Origin of the sequence: Williamsia sp. 1135, from assembly GCF_002095395.1 — a bacterium.
Lineage (GTDB): Bacteria > Actinomycetota > Actinomycetes > Mycobacteriales > Mycobacteriaceae > Williamsia.
Window position 1 is genome coordinate 143,798 of the sequence record NZ_MJEI01000101.1, and the last position, 19,470, is coordinate 163,267.

The 19,470-nt window shown below is 64.7% G+C and carries 18 protein-coding genes and 1 pseudogene; 7 read left to right on the plus strand and 12 right to left on the minus strand.

From position 1 onward, the window contains the following. The first annotated feature begins 99 nt into the window (after positions 1-99). The 3 genes from BFL43_RS20330 to BFL43_RS20340 are packed head-to-tail and all read left to right on the plus strand — an operon-like array spanning position 100 to position 3,736. Positions 100-903, plus strand: coding sequence for a class I SAM-dependent methyltransferase (locus tag BFL43_RS20330; RefSeq protein ID WP_084894270.1), 804 nt, complete (start codon positions 100-102; stop codon positions 901-903). A 26-nt stretch (positions 904-929) separates the two neighbouring features. Continuing rightward, positions 930-2,453, plus strand: a complete 1,524-nt coding sequence (locus tag BFL43_RS20335; RefSeq protein WP_084894271.1) for a glycoside hydrolase family 57 protein — start codon at positions 930-932, stop codon at positions 2,451-2,453. Continuing rightward, positions 2,450-3,736 (plus strand): glycosyltransferase family 4 protein, encoded by a 1,287-nt coding sequence (locus tag BFL43_RS20340; RefSeq protein ID WP_084894272.1) that lies wholly within the window; start codon positions 2,450-2,452, stop codon positions 3,734-3,736. Before BFL43_RS20335 ends, BFL43_RS20340 begins: the two co-directional genes overlap by 4 nt. Here the strand turns inward: BFL43_RS20340 and BFL43_RS20345 are convergent. Next, on the minus strand, positions 3,723-4,469 hold the full coding sequence (locus BFL43_RS20345; protein WP_084894273.1) for an acyltransferase: 747 nt from the start codon (positions 4,467-4,469) through the stop codon (positions 3,723-3,725). The genes BFL43_RS20340 and BFL43_RS20345 overlap by 14 nt on opposite strands. Positions 4,470-4,568: 99 nt before the next feature. On the opposite strand from BFL43_RS20345, the gene BFL43_RS20350 reads away from it, so the two are divergent. Beyond that, on the plus strand, positions 4,569-5,873 hold the full coding sequence (locus BFL43_RS20350) for a PQQ-binding-like beta-propeller repeat protein (RefSeq protein WP_084894274.1): 1,305 nt from the start codon (positions 4,569-4,571) through the stop codon (positions 5,871-5,873). 29 nt (positions 5,874-5,902) lie between these two features. Here BFL43_RS20350 and BFL43_RS20355 read toward each other — a convergent pair whose 3' ends face one another. After that, a complete protein-coding gene (locus BFL43_RS20355; RefSeq protein ID WP_084894275.1) occupies positions 5,903-7,093 on the minus strand; it encodes an SAM-dependent methyltransferase in 1,191 nt (396 codons plus the stop codon). Between the two features lie 36 nt (positions 7,094-7,129). Between BFL43_RS20355 and BFL43_RS20360 the strand changes: the two are divergent. From BFL43_RS20360 to BFL43_RS20370, 3 genes and pseudogenes are all read left to right on the plus strand, one after another. Beyond that, a pseudogene (locus tag BFL43_RS20360) lies at positions 7,130-7,873 on the plus strand (HNH endonuclease family protein); the annotation flags it as partial. Positions 7,874-8,020: 147 nt separating this feature from the next. Further along, on the plus strand, positions 8,021-8,782 hold the full coding sequence (locus BFL43_RS20365) for a MerR family transcriptional regulator (RefSeq protein ID WP_084894276.1): 762 nt from the start codon (positions 8,021-8,023) through the stop codon (positions 8,780-8,782). A gap of 262 nt (positions 8,783-9,044) precedes the next feature. Further along, positions 9,045-9,542 (plus strand): FBP domain-containing protein, encoded by a 498-nt coding sequence (locus BFL43_RS20370; RefSeq protein ID WP_084894277.1) that lies wholly within the window; start codon positions 9,045-9,047, stop codon positions 9,540-9,542. Positions 9,543-9,993: 451 nt separating this feature from the next. Here BFL43_RS20370 and BFL43_RS20375 read toward each other — a convergent pair whose 3' ends face one another. From BFL43_RS20375 to BFL43_RS29055, 10 genes are all read right to left on the minus strand, one after another. Continuing rightward, the gene (locus BFL43_RS20375; RefSeq protein ID WP_084894278.1) at positions 9,994-10,590 is read right to left on the minus strand and encodes a hypothetical protein; all 597 of its coding nucleotides are present in this window, start codon (positions 10,588-10,590) and stop codon (positions 9,994-9,996) included. Between the two features lie 394 nt (positions 10,591-10,984). Next, the gene (locus BFL43_RS20385; RefSeq protein ID WP_084894280.1) at positions 10,985-11,287 is read right to left on the minus strand and encodes a hypothetical protein; all 303 of its coding nucleotides are present in this window, start codon (positions 11,285-11,287) and stop codon (positions 10,985-10,987) included. Then, positions 11,287-11,595: a hypothetical protein gene (locus BFL43_RS20390; protein ID WP_143695437.1), complete on the minus strand. Its 309-nt coding sequence runs from the start codon at positions 11,593-11,595 to the stop codon at positions 11,287-11,289. Before BFL43_RS20390 ends, BFL43_RS20385 begins: the two co-directional genes overlap by 1 nt. Before the next feature lie 213 nt (positions 11,596-11,808). Further along, positions 11,809-12,057 (minus strand): hypothetical protein, encoded by a 249-nt coding sequence (locus BFL43_RS20395; RefSeq protein ID WP_084894282.1) that lies wholly within the window; start codon positions 12,055-12,057, stop codon positions 11,809-11,811. Beyond that, the gene (locus tag BFL43_RS20400; RefSeq protein ID WP_084894283.1) at positions 12,058-12,681 is read right to left on the minus strand and encodes a hypothetical protein; all 624 of its coding nucleotides are present in this window, start codon (positions 12,679-12,681) and stop codon (positions 12,058-12,060) included. Between the two features lie 13 nt (positions 12,682-12,694). After that, the gene (locus tag BFL43_RS20405) at positions 12,695-13,120 is read right to left on the minus strand and encodes a helix-turn-helix domain-containing protein (RefSeq protein WP_084894284.1); all 426 of its coding nucleotides are present in this window, start codon (positions 13,118-13,120) and stop codon (positions 12,695-12,697) included. A 3-nt stretch (positions 13,121-13,123) separates the two neighbouring features. Next, positions 13,124-18,328 (minus strand): phage tail tape measure protein, encoded by a 5,205-nt coding sequence (locus tag BFL43_RS20410; RefSeq protein ID WP_084894285.1) that lies wholly within the window; start codon positions 18,326-18,328, stop codon positions 13,124-13,126. 87 nt (positions 18,329-18,415) lie between these two features. Next, positions 18,416-18,817, minus strand: coding sequence for a hypothetical protein (locus BFL43_RS20415; protein WP_084894286.1), 402 nt, complete (start codon positions 18,815-18,817; stop codon positions 18,416-18,418). Next, positions 18,817-19,113: a hypothetical protein gene (locus tag BFL43_RS20420; RefSeq protein WP_084894287.1), complete on the minus strand. Its 297-nt coding sequence runs from the start codon at positions 19,111-19,113 to the stop codon at positions 18,817-18,819. The genes BFL43_RS20415 and BFL43_RS20420 overlap by 1 nt, the downstream gene beginning before the upstream one ends. Beyond that, a complete protein-coding gene (locus BFL43_RS29055; protein WP_168176686.1) occupies positions 19,110-19,271 on the minus strand; it encodes a hypothetical protein in 162 nt (53 codons plus the stop codon). Before BFL43_RS29055 ends, BFL43_RS20420 begins: the two co-directional genes overlap by 4 nt. Positions 19,272-19,470 lie beyond the last annotated feature (199 nt).

The following is a 19,470-nucleotide window of genomic DNA, read 5'->3' on the forward strand; positions in this document are numbered from 1 at the left end:
GCAATGAAGTGCGTCACATTCGCGCCATTCTTCCCGAGTTCTGTACTCCGGTTCTAGCTGCTGCTTCAGGTCTCGTTCGCCGCCCACTAGGCTCCCCTCATGGCCAGAGGACCGCGTGGATCACACGACACCATTTCAACGCCGCAGCCAGTGCAAACAGAGCAGGAAACGCTTGCATTGACCGGCGAGAGGACGGTGCCCGGCATAGCCGAGGAGAACTACTGGTTCCGGCGACATGAGGTGGCATACGAGTACATCCTCGAACGGTGCCGCGACCGTACGGTGCTCGAAGCCGGATCGGGCGAAGGGTACGGAGCGAACCTCATCTCCGCCGTCGCGACCGCCGTGACCTGCGTCGACTACGACCTCTCGGCGGTCGAACACACCCGTAGCCGCTACTCACATCTGACGATCCACCAGGCCAACCTGATCGATCTGCCACTGCCCGACTCCTCCGTCGACACCGTGGTCAACTTCCAGGTCATCGAACATCTGTGGGACCAGCAGGCCTTCATTTCCGAATGCCTGCGGGTGCTGCGCCCCGGCGGGGAGCTGCTCATCTCCACCCCCAACCGCATCACCTTCTCCCCCGGCCGCGACACCCCGCTCAATCCGTTTCACACCCGCGAACTGAATCCGGCGGAGTTGCGCGAGCTCCTGACCACCCCCGGATTCGCCGTGACCGAGATGCTGGGTGTGTCGCACGGCACAGTTCTGCGGGAGCTCGATGCGGCCTGGGGCGGGTCGTTCATCGACGCCCAGATCGAGCGCGCGCTGTCGGGGCAGCCGTGGCCGCCGGAGCTCACCGCCGACGTCGCCGCGATCCGTACCGCAGACTTCGACATCAGTGATTCCGACCTCGACGCCAGTCTGGATCTGCTGTTCGTCGCGGTGAAGCCTTGACCACAGATGGGCACGCAGTTCCGGGGATGTTCTCTCTGGTACTGCACTCTCACCTGCCCTGGCTCGCGAACCACGGCAGGTGGCCGGTCGGCGAGGAATGGCTCTACCAATCGTGGGCGGGGTCGTATCAACCTGTCTTTGCGGCACTGCGCCGGCTGGCCGCGGATGGATTCACCGACCAGCTCAGCCTCGGTATCACCCCTGTTCTCGCCGCCCAGCTCGACGACCCGCACTGCCTCTCTGCGATGCACCAGTGGCTGGGCGACTGGCAAGTGCGGGCGAGCGAGGCCGCGGTGGCCGGAGACGAAGCCGGCACCGACGCTCGGCCGGCATCGACGATCAACGCCCTCGGCGGACGTGAATACCGCGCCGCGGCAGCGGCACTCACCGATTTCGAGACCCATTGGCGCCACGGTGGCTCGGCTCTGGTCCGTTCGATGCTCGACGCTGGCACCATCGAGCTCCTGGGCGGTCCACTCGCGCATCCCTTCGGACCACTGCTGGATCCACGACTGCGCGACTTCTCGCTGCGCGAGGGTCTCGCCGACGGAGCGCAGCGTTTCGGCTCCGGACCCCGCGGGATCTGGGCCCCGGAATGTGCCTATGCGCCGGGCATGGAGATCGACTACCAGCGGGCGGGCGTCGGTCATTTCATGGTCGATGGCCCTGCGCTCCATGGGGACACCTCGCTGGGCCGACCGGTGCACGACAGCGACGTCGTCGCCTTCGGACGCGACCTGCAGGTGTCCTACCGGGTCTGGTCGCCGAAATCGGGCTACCCGGGCCACGCGGCGTACCGCGACTTCCACACCTACGACCATCATTTCGGACTCAAACCAGCCCGGGTCACGGGGCGCGGCGTCAGCGGGTCCGACAAGAAGCCGTACGAACCGGACCGCGCACAGGCAACGCTGGAGCGCCATGCCGCCGACTTCGTGGACTGCGTCCGCGCCCGTCTGATCGACGAGAGTGCGCGCATCGGCCGGCCGGCGCTGGTGGTCGCCGCCTTCGACACCGAACTGTTCGGGCACTGGTGGCATGAGGGGCCGCAATGGCTCGAGGCGGTGCTGCGTGCGCTCCCGGAAGCCGGTATCCGGGTCGGCACGCTCGGGGCAGCGCGCGAACAGGGATACGTCGGCGCACCTGCTGCCCTGCAGAGATCGTCCTGGGGATCGGGCAAGGATTGGCGCGTGTGGAACGGCCCCCAGGTGGCGGACCTGGTGCAGATCAACGCCGAGGTCGTGCAGAGCGCGCTGGCCACCGTCACCAAGCGAGGAGACCGCGGCCTGGTGGCCCGGGACCGGGTCAGCGATCAGATTCTGCGCGAGGCACTGTTGACGGCGTCGTCGGACTGGCCGTTCATGGTCTCCAAGGACACCGCCGCCGACTACGCCCGCAACCGGCTCTACACCCACGCCCACGCGACCCGCGAGATCTGCGATGCCGCCGACCGCGGCCGAGAACCGCTGGCGGACAACCTCTCGGCGCGTTGGAACGTCGCCGACAATCTTTTCCCCGGCCTCGACGCCCGCCGGCTGGGGGTTGCATGAGAGTCCTGATCGTGTCGTGGGAGTACCCGCCGGTGGTCGTCGGCGGCCTCGGTCGTCATGTCCATCACCTGGCGGTGGAGTTGGCCGGCGCCGGCCACGATGTGGTGGTGCTTTCCCGCCAGCCCAGCGGTAGCGATGGTCTGAGCCACCCCGGCAGCGACCGCGTCTCCGAGGGCGTCCGGGTGATCGCAGCCGCCGAGGATCCTCCGCACTTCGTGTTCGGCGAGGACATGATGGCCTGGGTACTGGCGATGGGCCACTCGCTCATCCGCGCAGGCTTGAAGCTCGGCGACTCGAAAAACCTTGGTGTCAAAGGGCCCTGGATCCCCGATGTCGTACACGCCCACGACTGGCTGGTGGCGCACCCGGCGATCGCACTCGCCGAACACTTCGACGTACCCCTGGTGAGTACCTTCCACGCCACCGAAGCCGGCCGGCACAGCGGCTGGGTCAGCGGTCGGGTCAACAAGCAGGTCCATTCGGTCGAGTGGTGGCTCGCCGCGGAATCGGACGCTCTGATCACGTGTTCTGTGTCGATGCACGATGAGGTCAACAGGCTCTTCGGGCCCGAGCTCGCCGAAATCCACACCATCCACAACGGCATCGACATCGACGCCTGGCCGTTCGCCGCGCGAACCCGACATACCAGTGGCCCCGAGCTGTTGTTCGCAGGCCGGCTCGAATACGAGAAGGGCCTGCAAGACGCGATCGCGGCGCTTGCCCGCGTTCGCCGGACACACCCGGGCACCACGCTCACCGTCGCCGGGGACGGAACCCAGCTGGCCTGGCTGCAGGAGGTCGCACGCAAGCATCGTGTCTCGCGGGCGGTCCGCTTCGTCGGAAGCGTCGACCGCACAGGTCTGACCACACTGCTGCATCGGTGCGACGCCATCGTGCTCCCCAGCCGGTACGAACCCTTCGGAATCGTCGCACTGGAGGCAGCTGCGACCGGGGCACCGCTGGTGACCTCCACCGCGGGCGGGCTCGGCGAGGCGGTCACCGACGGGGTCACCGGCATGAGCTTCGCCCCCGGCGACGTCACCGGATTGACCGCCGCGATCCGCGGTACCCTCACCGACCCCGAGGCCGCGCAGAATCGCGCGATCGCCGCACGCCATCGTGTCGCGGAGGGCTTCGCGTGGAATCAGGTCGCCCAGCGCACGGCCGGCGTCTATCTCGGCGCCAAACGCCGCATCCGCCGTCCACTGGGACGGCCGAACATCGTCGAACGTCCGCTGCCCGAACGAGATCCGGCGAAGCCGGTCGACATCATTCTCCCTTAGCAGCAGCCTTCTTGCGCTCGATGTCGGCCAGGGCCCGTTCCAGTTCTGCGCGCTCCTGTGCGTTGGTGGCCCAGTCGTCCTTGCGGTTCTTGACCACTCGCGCCGGAGCGCCGACAGCGATCGAGAAGTCGGGGATCACGCCCTTGACGACGGCGTGTGAACCGAGCACGCACCCACGGCCGACCACCGTGTTGCGCAGCACCGAGACCTTCGCGGCAATCCACGTGTCGGGACCGATCCGGACCGGACCCTTGACGATCCCCTGATCCTTGATCGCGACGGTGATGTCGTCCATCTTGTGGTCGAAGTCGCAGATGTAGCACCAATCGGCGACCAGCGTCGACGCGCCGAACTCGATGTCGAGGTAGGTGTTGACGACGTTGTTCTCGCCGAACACGACCTTGTCGCCGATCTTGAGGGAGCCCTCGTGGCATCGGATCGAGTTCCCGTCACCGATGTGCACCCAGCGCCCGATCTCCATCCGCGACAACTCCGGGGTCGCGTGGATCTCGACGTCCTTGCCCAGGAACACCATTCCCCGCAGCACCACATGCGGATTGGCAAGCCGGAACCGCAGCAGTCGCGCATAGCGCACGAGGTACCAGGGCGAGTACGCCCGATTGGCGATCACCCAGTGCAACGACTCCCGGGTCAGGAACCTGGCCTGCGCTTTGTCTCGGCGCCGGCCTGCCCGCCACCGGCGATGCAGCGGGGCATTCCACATGCTCGTCATGTCTAGGAACCCTAATCGACACCGTTACCGGGTCGTGCTGGTCGTTCGCGATAGGCTCACGGGCGATCAAGAGAAGTGCGAGTGACGATGAGGAGCACGATGCGCCGCCGGACCACCACACGCGCCCTGTTGGTGCTGGTGCCACTGCTCGCGGTGCTGATCAGCTCCTGTTCGGACGGCGTCGACGACGTCCGTTCGATCCCGAGTGCAGGGTGGTCGAGCTTCGGCGGCAACGCCCAGAACTCGAACTTCGTCTATCCCGAGGTCAGCGATGAACTCACGCTGTCCTGGTCGCGGCCGGTCGGAGGACCGATCTCGGCTCCGCTGACCATCTCCGGACGCTCCAGTGTCGGCGTCACCGCCGGCACCGAGTCGGGGTGCAACACATTCCTGTTCGACCCTCGCGCCGGCCGGAAGAACTTCTGTAAGCACCTCGCCGACGGTGTTCAGCTCAATGCCATGCTCGTCGATCAGTACGAGAACATCTACCTCGGTGAGGCGGGTACCTTTTTCGGGCTCACCGGATCCGGGGACGTCCGCTGGCGCTTCGGCACCGTGGGAGTGCCGCTCTCGGCGAAGTTCGCGGCACCCGGACTGGTGTTGATGACCAGTCACCTGGGCCAGATCCTGCTGTTCGATTCGCAGACCGGCAAACTCGCGGCTCCGGGCATCGCCTTGCGCCCGGATGCCGACCCGAATCAGCCGCTGTACGGCCTCGGTGACTGCGTGTCCGGCGGCCCCCGCTGCCCCGTGCAGGCACCGCCCGCCGTCGACTCGGACCGGGAACGTTTCTATCTGAACTACTGGCCCGAGGGTGCCATCGCGTCCCAGGTGCGCGGCTACGAATACGCCGAGCAAGACGGTGGGCGCGGTATCCGCGAATCGTGGCAGGCCGAGATCCCCGGCGGTGTCATCGGCCCGCCGACGTTGTCCGCGGACCGTCGCACGGTGTACGTCTTCAACCGGCTCGGCAGCATATACGCCCTCGACGCATTGACCGGGACCCCGAAGTGGGACTACTTCGTCGACAACTACGGGTTCGCGACCATGACCATCACACCAGACGGGTTGCTCATCCCCACCGGAGTCCTCGACTCACCGGTCAGAGCATTCAAAGACGAAGGCGACAAAGCGGTTCCGGTGTGGCAGCGCACGGATCTGCGGTCGGTCAGCCTCTCGGCCCTCACCAACTACGGCACCGCCTGGACCGTGGTCCGGAAACAGGGCGAGGACGAGCTCACCCTGATGGAACTGAACGCCGCCGACGGAACCACCAACCGCGAACTGGCCATTCCGGGTTCGGTCGGTTTCACCACCGGGGTCGCAGTGTCGGCGTCCGGTCAGGTCGCCACCGCCACCAACCTGGGCGAGGTCTACTTCTACGACCTGCCGAAGCAGCAGTAGCCCCGGCCTTCGCGCACACGGGCGCGAAGTCAGGTCTGCCGCACCCCGGCCTCGCAGATGAACATCGCCCCGGCCCTGCCGATGCGGGTGATCACGACTGCCAGCGATCGGGACCCCTTGAGCTTGAGTCGTTTACGCAGTCGATCGGGATCCAGGTCGACGCCGCGCACCATGATCTCGACAGTCCCGCAATCCAATTCGGCCAGGCGGCGTTTGAGATGCTTCTCGGAGAACCCCATCTGCTCGATCACCCGCCAGCCACGCTCTCCGACCGGGAGTTCGTCGCCGCTGAGGTAGGCGATCTGCGGATCGAGTTGCCACAGACCGTGCATCTTGGCGAAGTGACGAACGAGTCCGGCTCTGATGACGGCGCCGTCGGGATCCATGATCCAGGTACCCACGTCATCCACATCCGCCGAATCGTCGGCGGCGTCGGTGATCTCGAAACCTGCGCCTCCCGTGCGGATCACCGTGGCACGGCGGCGTACCCCGGTCCGTGGTTCCGACCACAGGCAGGCCTCTCGCACACCACCGTTCAACGACACCAACTGCACCTCACCCGCGAATCCGTAGCGGTCGCGTAGGAGCCGGTAGTCGATCCCGGGTGCCGACTTCACCACCAGCGGCCGGCCCGCGTACACGGCGAGCACGTCCAGCAGGGGCGGTTCTGTGTCCTCGAGGCGGAAGCTGCGTCGGCCACCACTGCGGCGGGCCGGATCGGCGATGACGACGTCGGCGTCACTCGTCGGCGTGAGTGCATCGGCGCGAGCCAGAGTCGCGCCGGGAACATTGTGGGCCGCCATCGCCAGGCGGACGCGATCGAGGTCGCTACCGATCACGCGCCCGATACCGTCCTGGACGGTGAGGGCTCCGAGATCAGCGCCGATCGAACAGGTGACGTCATGCACGGTGGCACCCGGGTACCGATCCGCGATCTCGGCGGCGCGGTGTTCGGCGACCGGATATGCAGTGGCCTGTTGCAGCGCATCGTTCGTCAGCAACAGCCGTCCGGGATCCCTGAGTTTTCCGGCCGCCTTCCGACGACAGATGATGGTCTCCACCAACGCCGCCTGATGGTCGGGAAACCGGCGCGAGAGCTTCTCGATGTCGGCGAGCATCGTGTCGGATTGCAATGCAAGCGAATCAGCGAATTCCAAAGCACTGCGCCCGGATTCGGAACGCAGAAACGCAACGTCGTCGATCGTGAAGTCGTAGCCCACAGGTATAACAGTATCGATGCCACCGAAGAGGAGAACGTGAACCGACGCAAACCCCGATCCCACCGTCTGCGGGGCCGGGCCGCCGGTCCCGTGGGGCTGATCGCACTGGTCGTCATTGGAGCTCTGACCTGGGTCGGCCTGAACGTCGGAGGCGGCGACCAGGACGAGGCCGCGTCACCGACGACATCGGCTGCCCCTCCCCCGCTCTCGTCGCCCTCCTCTGCGCGGACACAACTCGACACGCTCGTCGTCAAGGGGCGATCCCCGAAAACCGGCTATGAACGCAGCGAGTTCGGGCAGGCCTGGACCGACGACGTCAACGTCCCCGACGGCCACAACGGGTGCGACACCCGCAACGACATCTTGCGCCGCGACCTCTCAGCCATCACCGTCAAACCCGGGTCCCGGGGGTGCGTGGTGCTCTCCGGAGTCCTCGTCGACCCCTACTCGGGTAAGACCATTGACTTCCTCCGTGGCGAAAAGACTTCTCCCGCAGTGCAGATCGACCACGTCGTCGCGATGTCAGACGCCTGGCAGAAGGGCGCCGCCCAGTGGGACGAGGCCAAGCGCACCGACTTCGCCAATGACCCCACCAACCTGCAGGCCACAGACGGGCCGACCAATCAGCAGAAGGGCAACGGCGACACCGCCACCTGGCTCCCGCCGAACAAGACCTACCGATGCACGTACGTCAGCAGGCAGATCGACGTCAAAGCCCGCTACGGGCTCTGGGTCACCGCTGCCGAAAAGGACGCGATGGCGAAGGTACTGACCACCTGCTGACCCGATCTTGGTGGGTTTTGGCGAGCGTTTTCCCTGGTGGCGTTCGCCAGAACCCACCACTTTCGGGCTTGACGTTCACGCAGCGTCAACCTCTAGCGTCATGATGGGTCGGAGATACCGGCCGAGTTCAGGTGGAGGTGGCAGATGTCGTGGTCGATAGTGGAGGTCGCCCGGATGTCCGGGGTCACATCGCGGACCCTGCGTCACTACGACGAGATCGGCCTGCTGCCGGCCGCCGGAGTGCGGAGCAACGGTTACCGCTACTACGAATCGGATGATCTGTTGCGGCTGCAGCAGATTCGGGTGTTGCGGGAACTCGATCTCGGGCTCGCCGAGATCCAGGCGATACTCGACGAGCAGTCCGACCAGGTCGAGGCCCTGCGCGGCCACCACGCGAGATTGCTGCGTGAACGCGACCGGCTCACGCTGGTGGCGCACACCGTTGCGCGCACCATCGAAGAACTCGAAAAACATTCAGGAGACAGCGAGATGTCACATATCAACCGACCGGAGAATCTCTTCGAGGGGTTCGACCCCACCGAGTACGACGACGAGGCCAGGGAACGCTGGCCCGAACAGTGGCAGGAGTCGAAGGACCGTACAGCTGCGATGACACCCGCGGACATCGAGCGGCTGCAACACGAGCAGACCGCCGCGATGATCCGCATGGCCGAACTCATGAGCGCCGGAACCGAAGTCGGCGACCCCGCGGTCCAGGCAGAGATCGATGCCGCCTACCGGACGATCTGCACGATGTGGACCCCGGACGCCACAGCGTTCAAGTGCCTGGGAGACATGTACGTCGACGATCCGCGGTTCACCGCGACGTACGACAAGATCGCCCTCGGGCTGGCGGCGTACTACCGCGACGCGATGGCTGTCTACGCCGATTCGATGCTCCTGTGATGGCCGGCAGCCGTCGGTAATCGGGATGCATCATCGTCCTGCCCCGCGGTACGGTGGCCACGTGATCCATCGAGACGAAGCAGGTGCCGGCGCCCCGCGCGCCGCATCGAGATGACTGCGCCCCGCAGCCGACCCCAACGGTCGGCTGCGTAGCCATGTCCTCGCCCCGACGCCGTCGGGGATTCGACTCACCGCGTCACGGACGCGGCTCTCCAATGGCAGGTATCGCGCATCAGCAGATGCTTGCCGGGATGGATGCACCATGCAGCACCTCACTCACCAACAGATCATCGACTCATTTCGTGGCGCGACGCGCAGCGAGATCAAGCGGGTCACCTTTCCGGCCGATTTCGACGAGACCGACTTCGACGCACTCGATTTCTACGGATGGCGGGACCGCAAGATCCCGCGCCGCGGGTACATCTGTGTGCCCCACCAGGGCGACCTCGTGACGCTGCTGTTGACGCAGGCTGACGCCGTACCGAAGAGGCGAGCGATGTGCGCTTGGTGCCGCGACGTCAACCTCACCAGCGTGGCAGTGATGTTCTCGACTCGTCGGGCGGGACAGGCCGGGCGACGCGGCGATACGATCGGCGTCCTCGTGTGTGAGGACTTCAGCTGTCCACGGAACGCTCGTCGACTTCCGCCGGCCTTCCACAAAGCCACCGACCTCGATGGGTTGCGGGCCGAAGCGGTGGCGGGGCTGAGGCAACGCGTCGAGGCGTTCGTCTCCAATGCGTTGTCAGTCGAGGACGTCTGATCGCTTGCCGGGAAGAAAAGACCCCCACCGGAGATGGTGGGGGTCTTCTTCTGTGCCTTCGGACCGATCTCAGTTCGGCTTCGTGCCGGTGACGATCACGTTGTAGAAGAATCACGTGCTGGACGTTTGTGACGTTGGCTGTCTCGGACAAGCGTCGATCGGGGCAGGTCAGGGGCGTTAGCTGCGTTGGTTGCAGTTGGCGGCTTGTAGGCCAGCTGCGGACGCACTGCGGACGGCGGCGCTGAGTGCCCGCCAGCGGTTGCGAGGGGCGCGTTTCAAACGCGACCCTTCCGAACTCTCCTCGAAGCGCCTTTTCAGGAACAAACCTGATATCCGCCTGGCGGATGCTCAGGTTCTTCCCGGCTCCGGTAAAAACCTGACACTTTTCACGGTTGACAGTGAAAAGTGCGCGAGAACCCTCTGGTGAGCACCGCCCTCAAAGGCGGTGAGTCTAGTCCACGCTCTTCGGGCGAGGCGGGGGTCGCTTCTTCACCTCGAGGTACTTGCCCTGCCGAGAGGAACCCAGATCATCCTCCGTGGGTGTCCTTTTCGGTGCGGGCCGTGGCGTCGCCGGACGACTTTTTTTCGGCGGAGCGGCGCGCATGTTGATCGCTGTCACGAATGCACCGAAGCCACTCAGCAGCAGCACGAGACCACATATGATCGCCCAGGCCACTGAGCCGGACGAGATGGACACAGCCAGTCCTATTGCGGCTATGGCGACAATCCCCAGCATTGTCAGCAGCGTGTCCATAGGGGTGTTCTGTTTTGGTTCACTCCGCGGCTTGGATGCCGCGCCCTGCGTCGGAGGAACCGTCGTCGGTTTGTACGGCTTAGCGTTGCCCATCTGGTTGTAGGTGCCGCACGCCTGGCAATACAGCTTCTTCTTCGCCACCAATGGAGCAGCAGCCCCCGCGACACCCAGCGTCGCAACGCCGGCGGTCACACCGATCACCTTGGCTCGACGGGTCCGCTTCTCGCTGAAGTTTCTGCCACCGCACGCGGCGCACCGAAAGTTGCCGTCGTCGTCGAGCTGAATATCCTGCATGCGCAAAACATAGCGTGCTGCAGATCTCCAAGCGTCCGATATGAACGCAGATCAATCGTTCGGACTGCGCGTCGGGTGTCGTGAGACGATTCGTGTCATGCCAACGCGATCATTGCCAAAGCCAAAGCGACCCAGGCGGCAGCAGCTCGACGCGGCCAACACGACGTTGTCAAGAACGCCCAAGCGATCACCGACGACCTCACCGAGAAGCAGGACGTCGCCGACGCCGCCTCAGAGCGAGTGTCCGAAGCACAAGATCACCTCGACAACCTCCGCCGGCAAGTCGAAGGCTGAGAGCGGTTCAGCGCGAACCCGAGTTGCGGTGATGAAGACCGCAACCGCCGTGAGAGGTTCTCCGGGGACCCCGCAAACCTGATCGACCACCACCCGGCTGTCATCGACGACGACGCCCACGGGACCGCTGCGTGATCGGGTGGCGGTCGCCGTGGACCTCCTCGTCGAACGCGCGCTCCGGATCGTGAGCTCCGCCGCCCAGCGGCCACAGCCGGAACCCTCGGAGCCATCCGGCGGCCGCGAAGATCTCGTCGAGTGCACGGTCAGCGATCGATGACGTAAGCCCGTCGTGGCGCGGACCCGACGGCCACATCTCGGCAGTCAACTCGGCGATCTGATCGATCTCAGCAGTCGTGAACTCCCGGGTATCGCCGAATGTTCTCCCTCGAACTTCACGCGGCATCAGTACTCACCGGCCCGGCGCGCCGGGTCCCAACGCGCCGTTGCCGCCTTCAGATGGCGCGAGGACACCTTGGGTCCCGAATCGACCTGAATTTCCGCCATAAACGTGCTGATCTGGCGGTCCAACGAACGGATCTCCGCACTGATCTTTACCAACATCGCCGGTCGGCCCTCACCTTTGCGCTCCGCATCGAACACCCGACGTAGATCTTCAGCCCGATCGACCGTTTGTCCCAGCATATCGAGGGTTTTGATCTCGATTTCGGACCACTCGAGCAGTTTCTTGGACTCCTTCGCAGAGTCGTTCAAGGCCTCATCGAGGTCGTCGAGGAGACGCCGCCCAGCGGCCGTGCGAGGTCGACGGGGCCCCATTTTCAGACCCCGATCCCGAGAATTTCGGTTGCAATGCACAGACTGGCAGACCCTATGCCTACCGTGCGGTCGTCGAGGGGGGCACGGGGGCCTCCCCCCACCCCTCTCTGACCTGCGGTTATGCCGCCGACCTGTACGGTGCTCAGCACTCTAGTCGCGCCACCAGTCGGTCTGTGGTGTGCCGCCGCGGCCTGCGCTTGTGGCTTCGCGTAGTGCGTCGGCTGCGCGCTCCTTGACGGTTTGGTAGTCGCAGCTGAACCGTGAACTGGTTGAGGCACCAGAATGCAGCGACCCGATCCCTGACGGCGCGAGCGCTGCGCTGACGCGCTCTTCTCGCCCCTCCGATCCGAGCCTTCGGATCGCAGCGGTCACTTCGCGTTTACGTGCATGTGGACCCATCTACTCACTCCCATCGTCCGAGCTATCACCGTCGTCGTCAGTCTGTTTCGCGAGGAACTCAAGTCGAATGTCCGAGCAGGTTGCGAGTTCGCGTGGCTTGCTGACTCTGAACACGGATGTGTCTGCGAGGTTGACCCCGTCTCCGGTGGGAAGATCGCTGAGTTGTTCGAGTAGTTCACTCTGTCCGGTGTCTGTTGAGAAGGCGTCGACGACGTCTCGCCATCCCTTGCGGACGGCGACCTGCGCGACAGCCTGGGCGAGGTAGGTATCGCCGGATTCGCTGGCTCGGTTGTAGACGCGCTGTGCCGCCTCGATGTTCTCGAGTTGGTCGGCGCGGTCCTGGGCGTCGCGCAGGGCGATCATCGATTGGGGGTCGGGGTTTCCGGAGATGCCGAACAGTCGACGTTGAAGATCGCGGCGTGAGTTTTCGCGTTCGGTGACGGCTTCGTTGCGCATCTGGTTAACGCGCTGCTTGGCTTCAATGACCGCGCGGGCCATGAGTGATTCCCGGCCGGCTTCGGAATACCGGCGGTCGTCGCGGATGGTGTCGAGCTTCTTGTTCAGTTCGTCCTGGATGCTCGCGACGCGCTTCTGTGCGGGCGCCCATGCTGCGAGGTTGGCCATCTGGTTGTGCTCCTTACGCTGCTGTCTGGCTGACGGGTAGGTGTGTGCGGTTGATGAGCCACCGGTTGCCGTGTCGCTGGGCGGGGAGTCGGCCGGTGGTGATCCATTTGCGGATACCGCGGTCGGTCATGCCGAGCTGACGGGCTGCTTCGGTTGTCGTCAACCAACACTCTGAGGGTGACGGTTGGGCAGGCACTGCGGCCAGTTTTGTTCCGGTTCCGGAACGGTGTGCGAGTGCGGACAGGTGCAGAGCGGCGAGTACCTCATAGGCCAAGGGGTCGGTGTCGCGCATCGCGAGGCGCCGTTCGTGGGCAGTGGTCAGCCCGGCTTGCTCCTCGAGCCACGCTGCGATGCGGGCCGGCAGAACGACGGAGCCATCGTCGTTGACGTGCCGGGAGATCCGCTCCGACCAGCCTGGGGTTGCGGTGTTGAACGCCATGACTCAGCCCCCGTGCCGCATCGCTTGAATCCTCTGGAACTTGATATAGCGTTGGTGCGCTTCGGATTCCGACTGGTACGTGGGGTTGTGGTTGATCTGTTCGTAGTGGTTGTGCTGCTCGGTGACGATCCGTTCGCCGCCAGCGAGCGCTCCTGCCATCGCGGGTGCGGGGGCTGGTGTCCCTGCGAACAGGTTCTGGATTCGTCCGGCGATTTCGGGCGAGGAGTTGATCGCATCGAGTACGCCACCCGCGCGCAGCGAGCTCTCAAGGTTGGTGATCTTCTCCCCGTATGTGGCAGCAATGAGGTTCTTGTCCTTGCCTTTTCGTCCACCGACAGTTCCGCCGTTCGCGTACCAGCCCTGGATGTCCCACGCGGCTTTCGCCTTCTCGGGATCGCCGTAGCGGTCACCGATATACCTGGCACCCGCGAGACCTTGGATGTACGGATCGGGGTTCTCGTCCGGCAGATACTGGTCCTTAGTCGAACCCAGGAACTGGAACAGCGAGAACGCACCTGACTGCGGGTTCCGGGCGAGCGGATTCCAGCCCGATTCCTTGGTGACGATGAAGTCGGTGGCGTTCCACGGGGGACCGTCGGCCCAGCCCTTCGGCGCGAACGCTCGCTTCACCGCATCCTTGATCGCATCCCCGGTCGGGGTGAACGCCGCTGCCGGCAAGGCGGGTGGTCCAGCTGCTTGCGGAGCCGACGTACCGCCGAGGTCCTCACCCTCCTTCGGCAGCTTCGTACCTGGATCGGTCGAGGTCGTCTGGCTGGTGCCGCCGCTCCGGGGTTGGTTCGCTTCCTGAAGTTTGCTCGCAGCGCCCAGCCAGCCCGGCGAGTCCGACAGCCCGAACATGCCGAGAATGTCCGAGGTGTATCCCTTGACCAGTGCGCTGGCCGCGGTCCCGAGGTTCTCGGAAATTGACGTGGCGATCTTCTGCTCCGGGGATTGCTCACCGCTGCCCGAGAGTCCGGAACCAGATCCGCCGCCAGCGCTGAAGTCGCCGTTACCCGCGGGGCCGATCGTCCCGTCCGGACGGATAACGAACCCACCCGGTGCGGCGCCGGGATCCGTCCACGACGGCCCGACCTTGAAGTGCCGGAAGTCGGTGAAGTTCGGGTTGTCGACGCCCTCGCCCTGGCCATATGCGCCGCCGCCGTGCGGGCCACCCATTTCGACGGGCTTACCCGACGGGAGCGTGCCAGCGGTGTGACCACCGCCTTCACCGCCGTTGTACCAGCCGAGACGCAGGTCTCCAGGTCCGCCGCTACCAGATGCAGCGCCCATCGCGTCCAGATCGCCCGCCATGGTCGCGGTCGAGAACCGGCCACCGAAGATCGGGAGTCCTGCTGCCAGCCGCGCGAATGCGGACATGGCGCCCGAACAGTCGCCCCAGTTGACGCCTGCCCAGTCGTACGGAGCGCCCTGCAACGGCCGAGACGCACCGAGCCCACCTTCTGCGAGCTTGTCGAAGTCGTCGACCCGGATACCGCCGTCGGCGAACTCCTGGAACTGGGCGCCGAGGAGCTGTCCGGTATGACGCCACAGATCGAGCGACCGATCACGGTTGCGAAGGCCCAGCGGGATGTACGCCTCGCCACCAGTCGATCGCTCTCCTGCGGTGACGAACGTCTTCTGAGCGCGCAGGATCTGTGCGTTATGCGGAAGACCCTGAACCACATCGCCCATCGCATGGAACTCCGCAGCAGCGCCCGGAGTATTCGCGATGGATGTCCCGGTGTTGTAGCTGAGATTGGGGTCCGTTTGATACGTGGGCGTGAGGATGACCTGCCGAGGCTTGGCAGTCTTATCAATCTCGCCGTTGACGATCCCCAGCTTCTGCAGAATGATGTCGATCGCCATGTCGACCTTGGGGTTCGACGTCGTCTGATCGAGAACCTGCAACTCAGACATCGATACGGACTTGCCGTCCAACAGCTTCTGAATCGTCAGGCCGACTTCGGGGCTCACACCGGTGGTGTCGAGGCCCTGCAGCTGCGCGCGCGCCGCCGAGTCTTTCAGGTCGAACTGGGTCTTATTCAGGTCGAGGTTCGCAACGCCGGTGGTGTTGCCCATAGCGACGAGTCTGTTGATGACCGCGGCAAGTGCCGGACTCGCACCGTCGTTTGCTTCGATCTTGACGGTCTTGCCGTCGGGCATCGTGGTGATCTCGAAACCCAACTGACGCAACTTCTCCCGGGTTGCTTCGGTGACCTGGTCGGACTGGACCTCGATGGTTTTCTGGCCGGGGACGCTGTCGAACATCTCTTTGACGAACCCCAGCTGCTGGGTCACCTCGTCGGCACCCTGGAGACTGACGAACATGTCGACGGTGGTTCTGTCCAGGCCTATGGTCTCGCCGGCCGCACGGATCTGGTCGGCGGTGAGCTTGTATTTCCCGGCGAGCAGAGCGAACGCTTCCTCGTTCTTTTGCCAGGCCTCACCCATGTTGCCGTTGTTAGCGGCCACCTCCGCGGTGATATCACGGAGTTTCATCAGCTCGTCGAACAACTCGCCGCCGTTACCGGTGGTGGTGTTGATCTCGCCATTCGCCTTGAGGAGTTCGTTGCCGAGGCCCTGGGTTTCGTCGGCCGCTTCCTTCGTCGACGCGGTGATCTGGCGGATCACTTCGTTGTGCCGAGCTATCGACTCCTGTGCTGTAGCAGCAGGATTGAGCGCATCGAGTGCCCGCTTGAGCGCCGACGCCTTGTCCTCCGCAGATGCCGTCTCGTCGCGGAACTCGGCCATCGCCGCAGACAACTCGGAGAATCCGGGGGTGAGGCGCTTCGCCATGTTTTGGTCGGAGAGGAAGTTGTCGCGGAACTCTTGCATTCCGTCGGCGGCCTTCTTGCCGTCCTCGCCGGTCGCGCGGAGCTTCGCAGAGAAGTCAGCCCAGGTGGCGGTTCCGCCGGTGAGCTTCGCCTCGAGCTGGTCGTTGTCGTAGCCCAGCCCACGGACTGCGTCGGCCATCCGCCCGTAGGCGTCTGCAGTCTCGTTGATCTTGGTCTTCTCGACATCGCCGCCGAAGACCTTTGAGAACACGCCACCGTCGATCGGGTTGGCGGTGAGGGTGTCCATGAACGAGCCGCGCTTCTGCTCCGCAGCATCAAGGGTGGCGAGGTAGGCGTCGATGTTGGCGCCGGCCTTGTCGAGAACCTGATCGTTGACCGCGCCACGCGAATCCATCAAAGCCTGCGTGAACGCGGTCTGGCTCGCCTCGAGGTCCTGGACCGACTTGTTGTAGCCCTCCGACGCCGCCTTCGACTTCTGGTACGACGACACCATCGTGATCGCCAGAATGGCGGCCGCCGCGATCATCACGCCAGACATTCCGCCCAGGGTGTTCACGAGATTCGTTGCGCCCGTTCGCATCGCTGCCATAGCTGGCGCAACACCGGCGCGCAGTGCACCCGCGAAACCACCCGCTGCAGTCGACGAGTTGATGAACGCGGCCTGCATGTTGCGGAACGTCTGCGAGTTGTTGGTCAGCGACTGCATCGCTGCGCCGTACGCGCCAATCTGCGGCCGCAGGTTCCGGAAGTCACCAGCCATCGACGTCAGCGACCCACGCATACCGGCGGTCGCCGCGTTTGCGTTCTGGATCTGCTGAGTCAGGGGAGCGAACGAACTACGGACAGAGCCAATTACGGCAGGGACCATCTTGAACAACAGGAACGCACCGACAAGCCCGATGACGAGACCCTGGTTGTTGTTCGCGAGATCGGCGACCAGCTGCAGGGTTGGCACAATGCCGACACTCAGAATCGCGGTGGTGGCCTCGACAACGGCGAGCAACGATTCCCACGCCGCGAACCCCATCGCTCCAGCCGCTTTGGCGGCGACTTCGGAAAACTGAAGGATGATCGGGCCAAGGTTGGAACCAGCCTCAGAGAGCTGAGCCCAGATGCCCGCGATGCGGGTGCCCCACTCCTCGATCTTCCCGGACTCAGCCAGGGTGCGGTACGCCCCAGCGATGTCGGAGCCGATGCCAGCGAAGAAACTACCGACCTTCGGGCCCGCAGTGGTCGCCATCTCCATGAGCTTGTTGACGAGCCCAGAAGCACCATCAGCGGCACCGATCAGCGGACCGTCGATGACGTCATAGATCCCGAGAGACGCAGTCTCCATCGAGTTCTTGAACCGCTCCCAAGCGCCCGGGAGGCCCTGGGTCTTCGCGGCGGCAACCTCGGCGGCCGACCCCTGACGACCCATGGCGTCGACCATCGCGTCGTAGCCTTCGGAGCCCTGCTGGGCGGCGATACCAGCGATACGCATGGCATCCGACCCGAAGAGGGTCGCGGTCGCTGCCTGATACTGCTCAGCCGACATCGACTTCGACGCCGTCTCGAGCTCACCGAACAGCTTCGACAGACCAACGAACTTGCCCTGCGCGTCGTAGACGGTGAGGCCGAGCTCCTCGATTGCGCCCTGAGCCGGGTTGCCCTGGTCCGTGAGCGCCAGGAGCGCGGACTTCAGCAAAGTACCGGCGTCCGAGCCCTGGATACCGGCGTTCGCCATCATCGCGATCGCGGCCGCGGTGTCCTGCATCGACAGGCCGAACTGGTTCGCTACGGTGCCCGACTGCTGCAGAGCGGCGGCGACATCGGTGATCTCAGCGGACGACGCGTTCGCGGCGTTCGCAAGGATGTCAGCGGCAGTGCCCGCGAAACTGGCGTTCTGACCGAACGCCTGCAGGCTCTGACTTTGGATCGTGGCAGCTGAGGCCGCATCGATCTGCGCGGCGGCCGCAAGCTGCAGGGTCCCGCGCGCAGCCTTCATCGACTGCTCGACGGTGAAGCCACCCTTGGCCAACTCCACCATCGCCGATGCCGCGTCGGTCGCCGAAGTGGCCGGCAAGCTGGTGTCGTTCGCGAGGTCCTTCGCGGCCTCGGACACATCACGCATCTGCGCCGCAGACGCCCGCGACACCGCCTGCATGGTGTTCATCGAGTTCGTGAACGTGTTGCCGGTCGATACGACCGCACCCAGGGCGGCGGTCAGACCACCAATGCCCGCCAGCCGGAGCATGCTCGGGCCGACTTTCCGGACGGCGCCCTGCAGTCCATTCGCGAACCGGTTACCAGCGTCCTGTCCTGCCCGGTCAGCGCCGCGGGACGCCTGCCCCAGAGCGGCGTTGATCCCGCGGGGAATCTGACTAGTTTCTGGAACAATGCTTAAATAAGCAGTTCCAATTTCGATCGCCATCAGGCGCGCACCTCGGAAGAGGTTACGGCGGTGAATAGTTCACGCTCAGATGGCGGTCTTACCCGACGGACGAGGTTGAGGAACTCCTCAGTCGACAGCTCCCGGATGGTCTGTTCCATCCCGAGTCGCAAGTAGTCGGTCTCGGACATCTCGAATAGCCTTCGCGGTCGCGTATTCGGCGACTGTTCGCCTCCGAAAGACCCACGAGCTGTTGACCTGAACGCCGTCGAGATCCTGATGGATCTGTCTGACTCGACGCGGTGTGCATCCGAGGATTGCTGCCGCTTCGTCGGGCCCGATCAAGGGGTCTGCAACCAATTCTGTTTCAGCGCAACTGATTCCCCTTCCGGTACCGGAAATGCCCAGCAAGAGACGCTCTAACAGAATCACATCGATCGGTATTTCCTTGCGCTCCAGCATCCGCCTGGCGACCATGTCGGATACGGCATACAGAGCGGCATCGACCTGGCGCGGTGTCAGCTCGGCCATCAGGGAAGCGGATCGAGGAACACGTCGGCGCCCTCGGCGACCATGTAGTGGCCTGCGCGGCGGGCCCACCAATCGAACGCGATAAGAAGGTTGTCGCTGTTCGTGTGGGCGGAACCTTCCTGATATCTCCGGCGCATGCGTTGCTTCCACTCCTCTGGCCACTCGGCAACCTGGGTGGCATCTTCGGCGTAGTGGTCGGCGAACTCAGCCAGCGGTACGCCGATCATCAGGGACAGGAAGTTCATCGAAAACGCGACCTCGCCATCGGAGTCGATCGTGACCAGCAGCCGTCTCATACGATGCCGATCATGGGCGGTGTCTCGTCGGGTAGCGAAGCGCGTAGGCGCCGGCCGCGGGACTTCGCGCGGTGGGTGGGCCACTCGTCGCCGCGGCGACCGAATCGGCTCACGTCAGGGCAGGCTGCTCGGAACCGACGACCGATGTCCTCGATCACGGGGTCTCCTTCTGTTGTTCGGATGTGGGTGGTCGACCGACTGGCCGACTGACGGTGCGGATGCCGCCGACGACTCCGCCCGGGGATTTGCTGCGTGGGAGAGCACTGGCCCACCGCGCGCACTCCTCGACGACGGGGCAGCGTCGACAGATATCGAGCGCACGTCCGTGCCGCGCGTCGACGGATTGATCGGGATTCG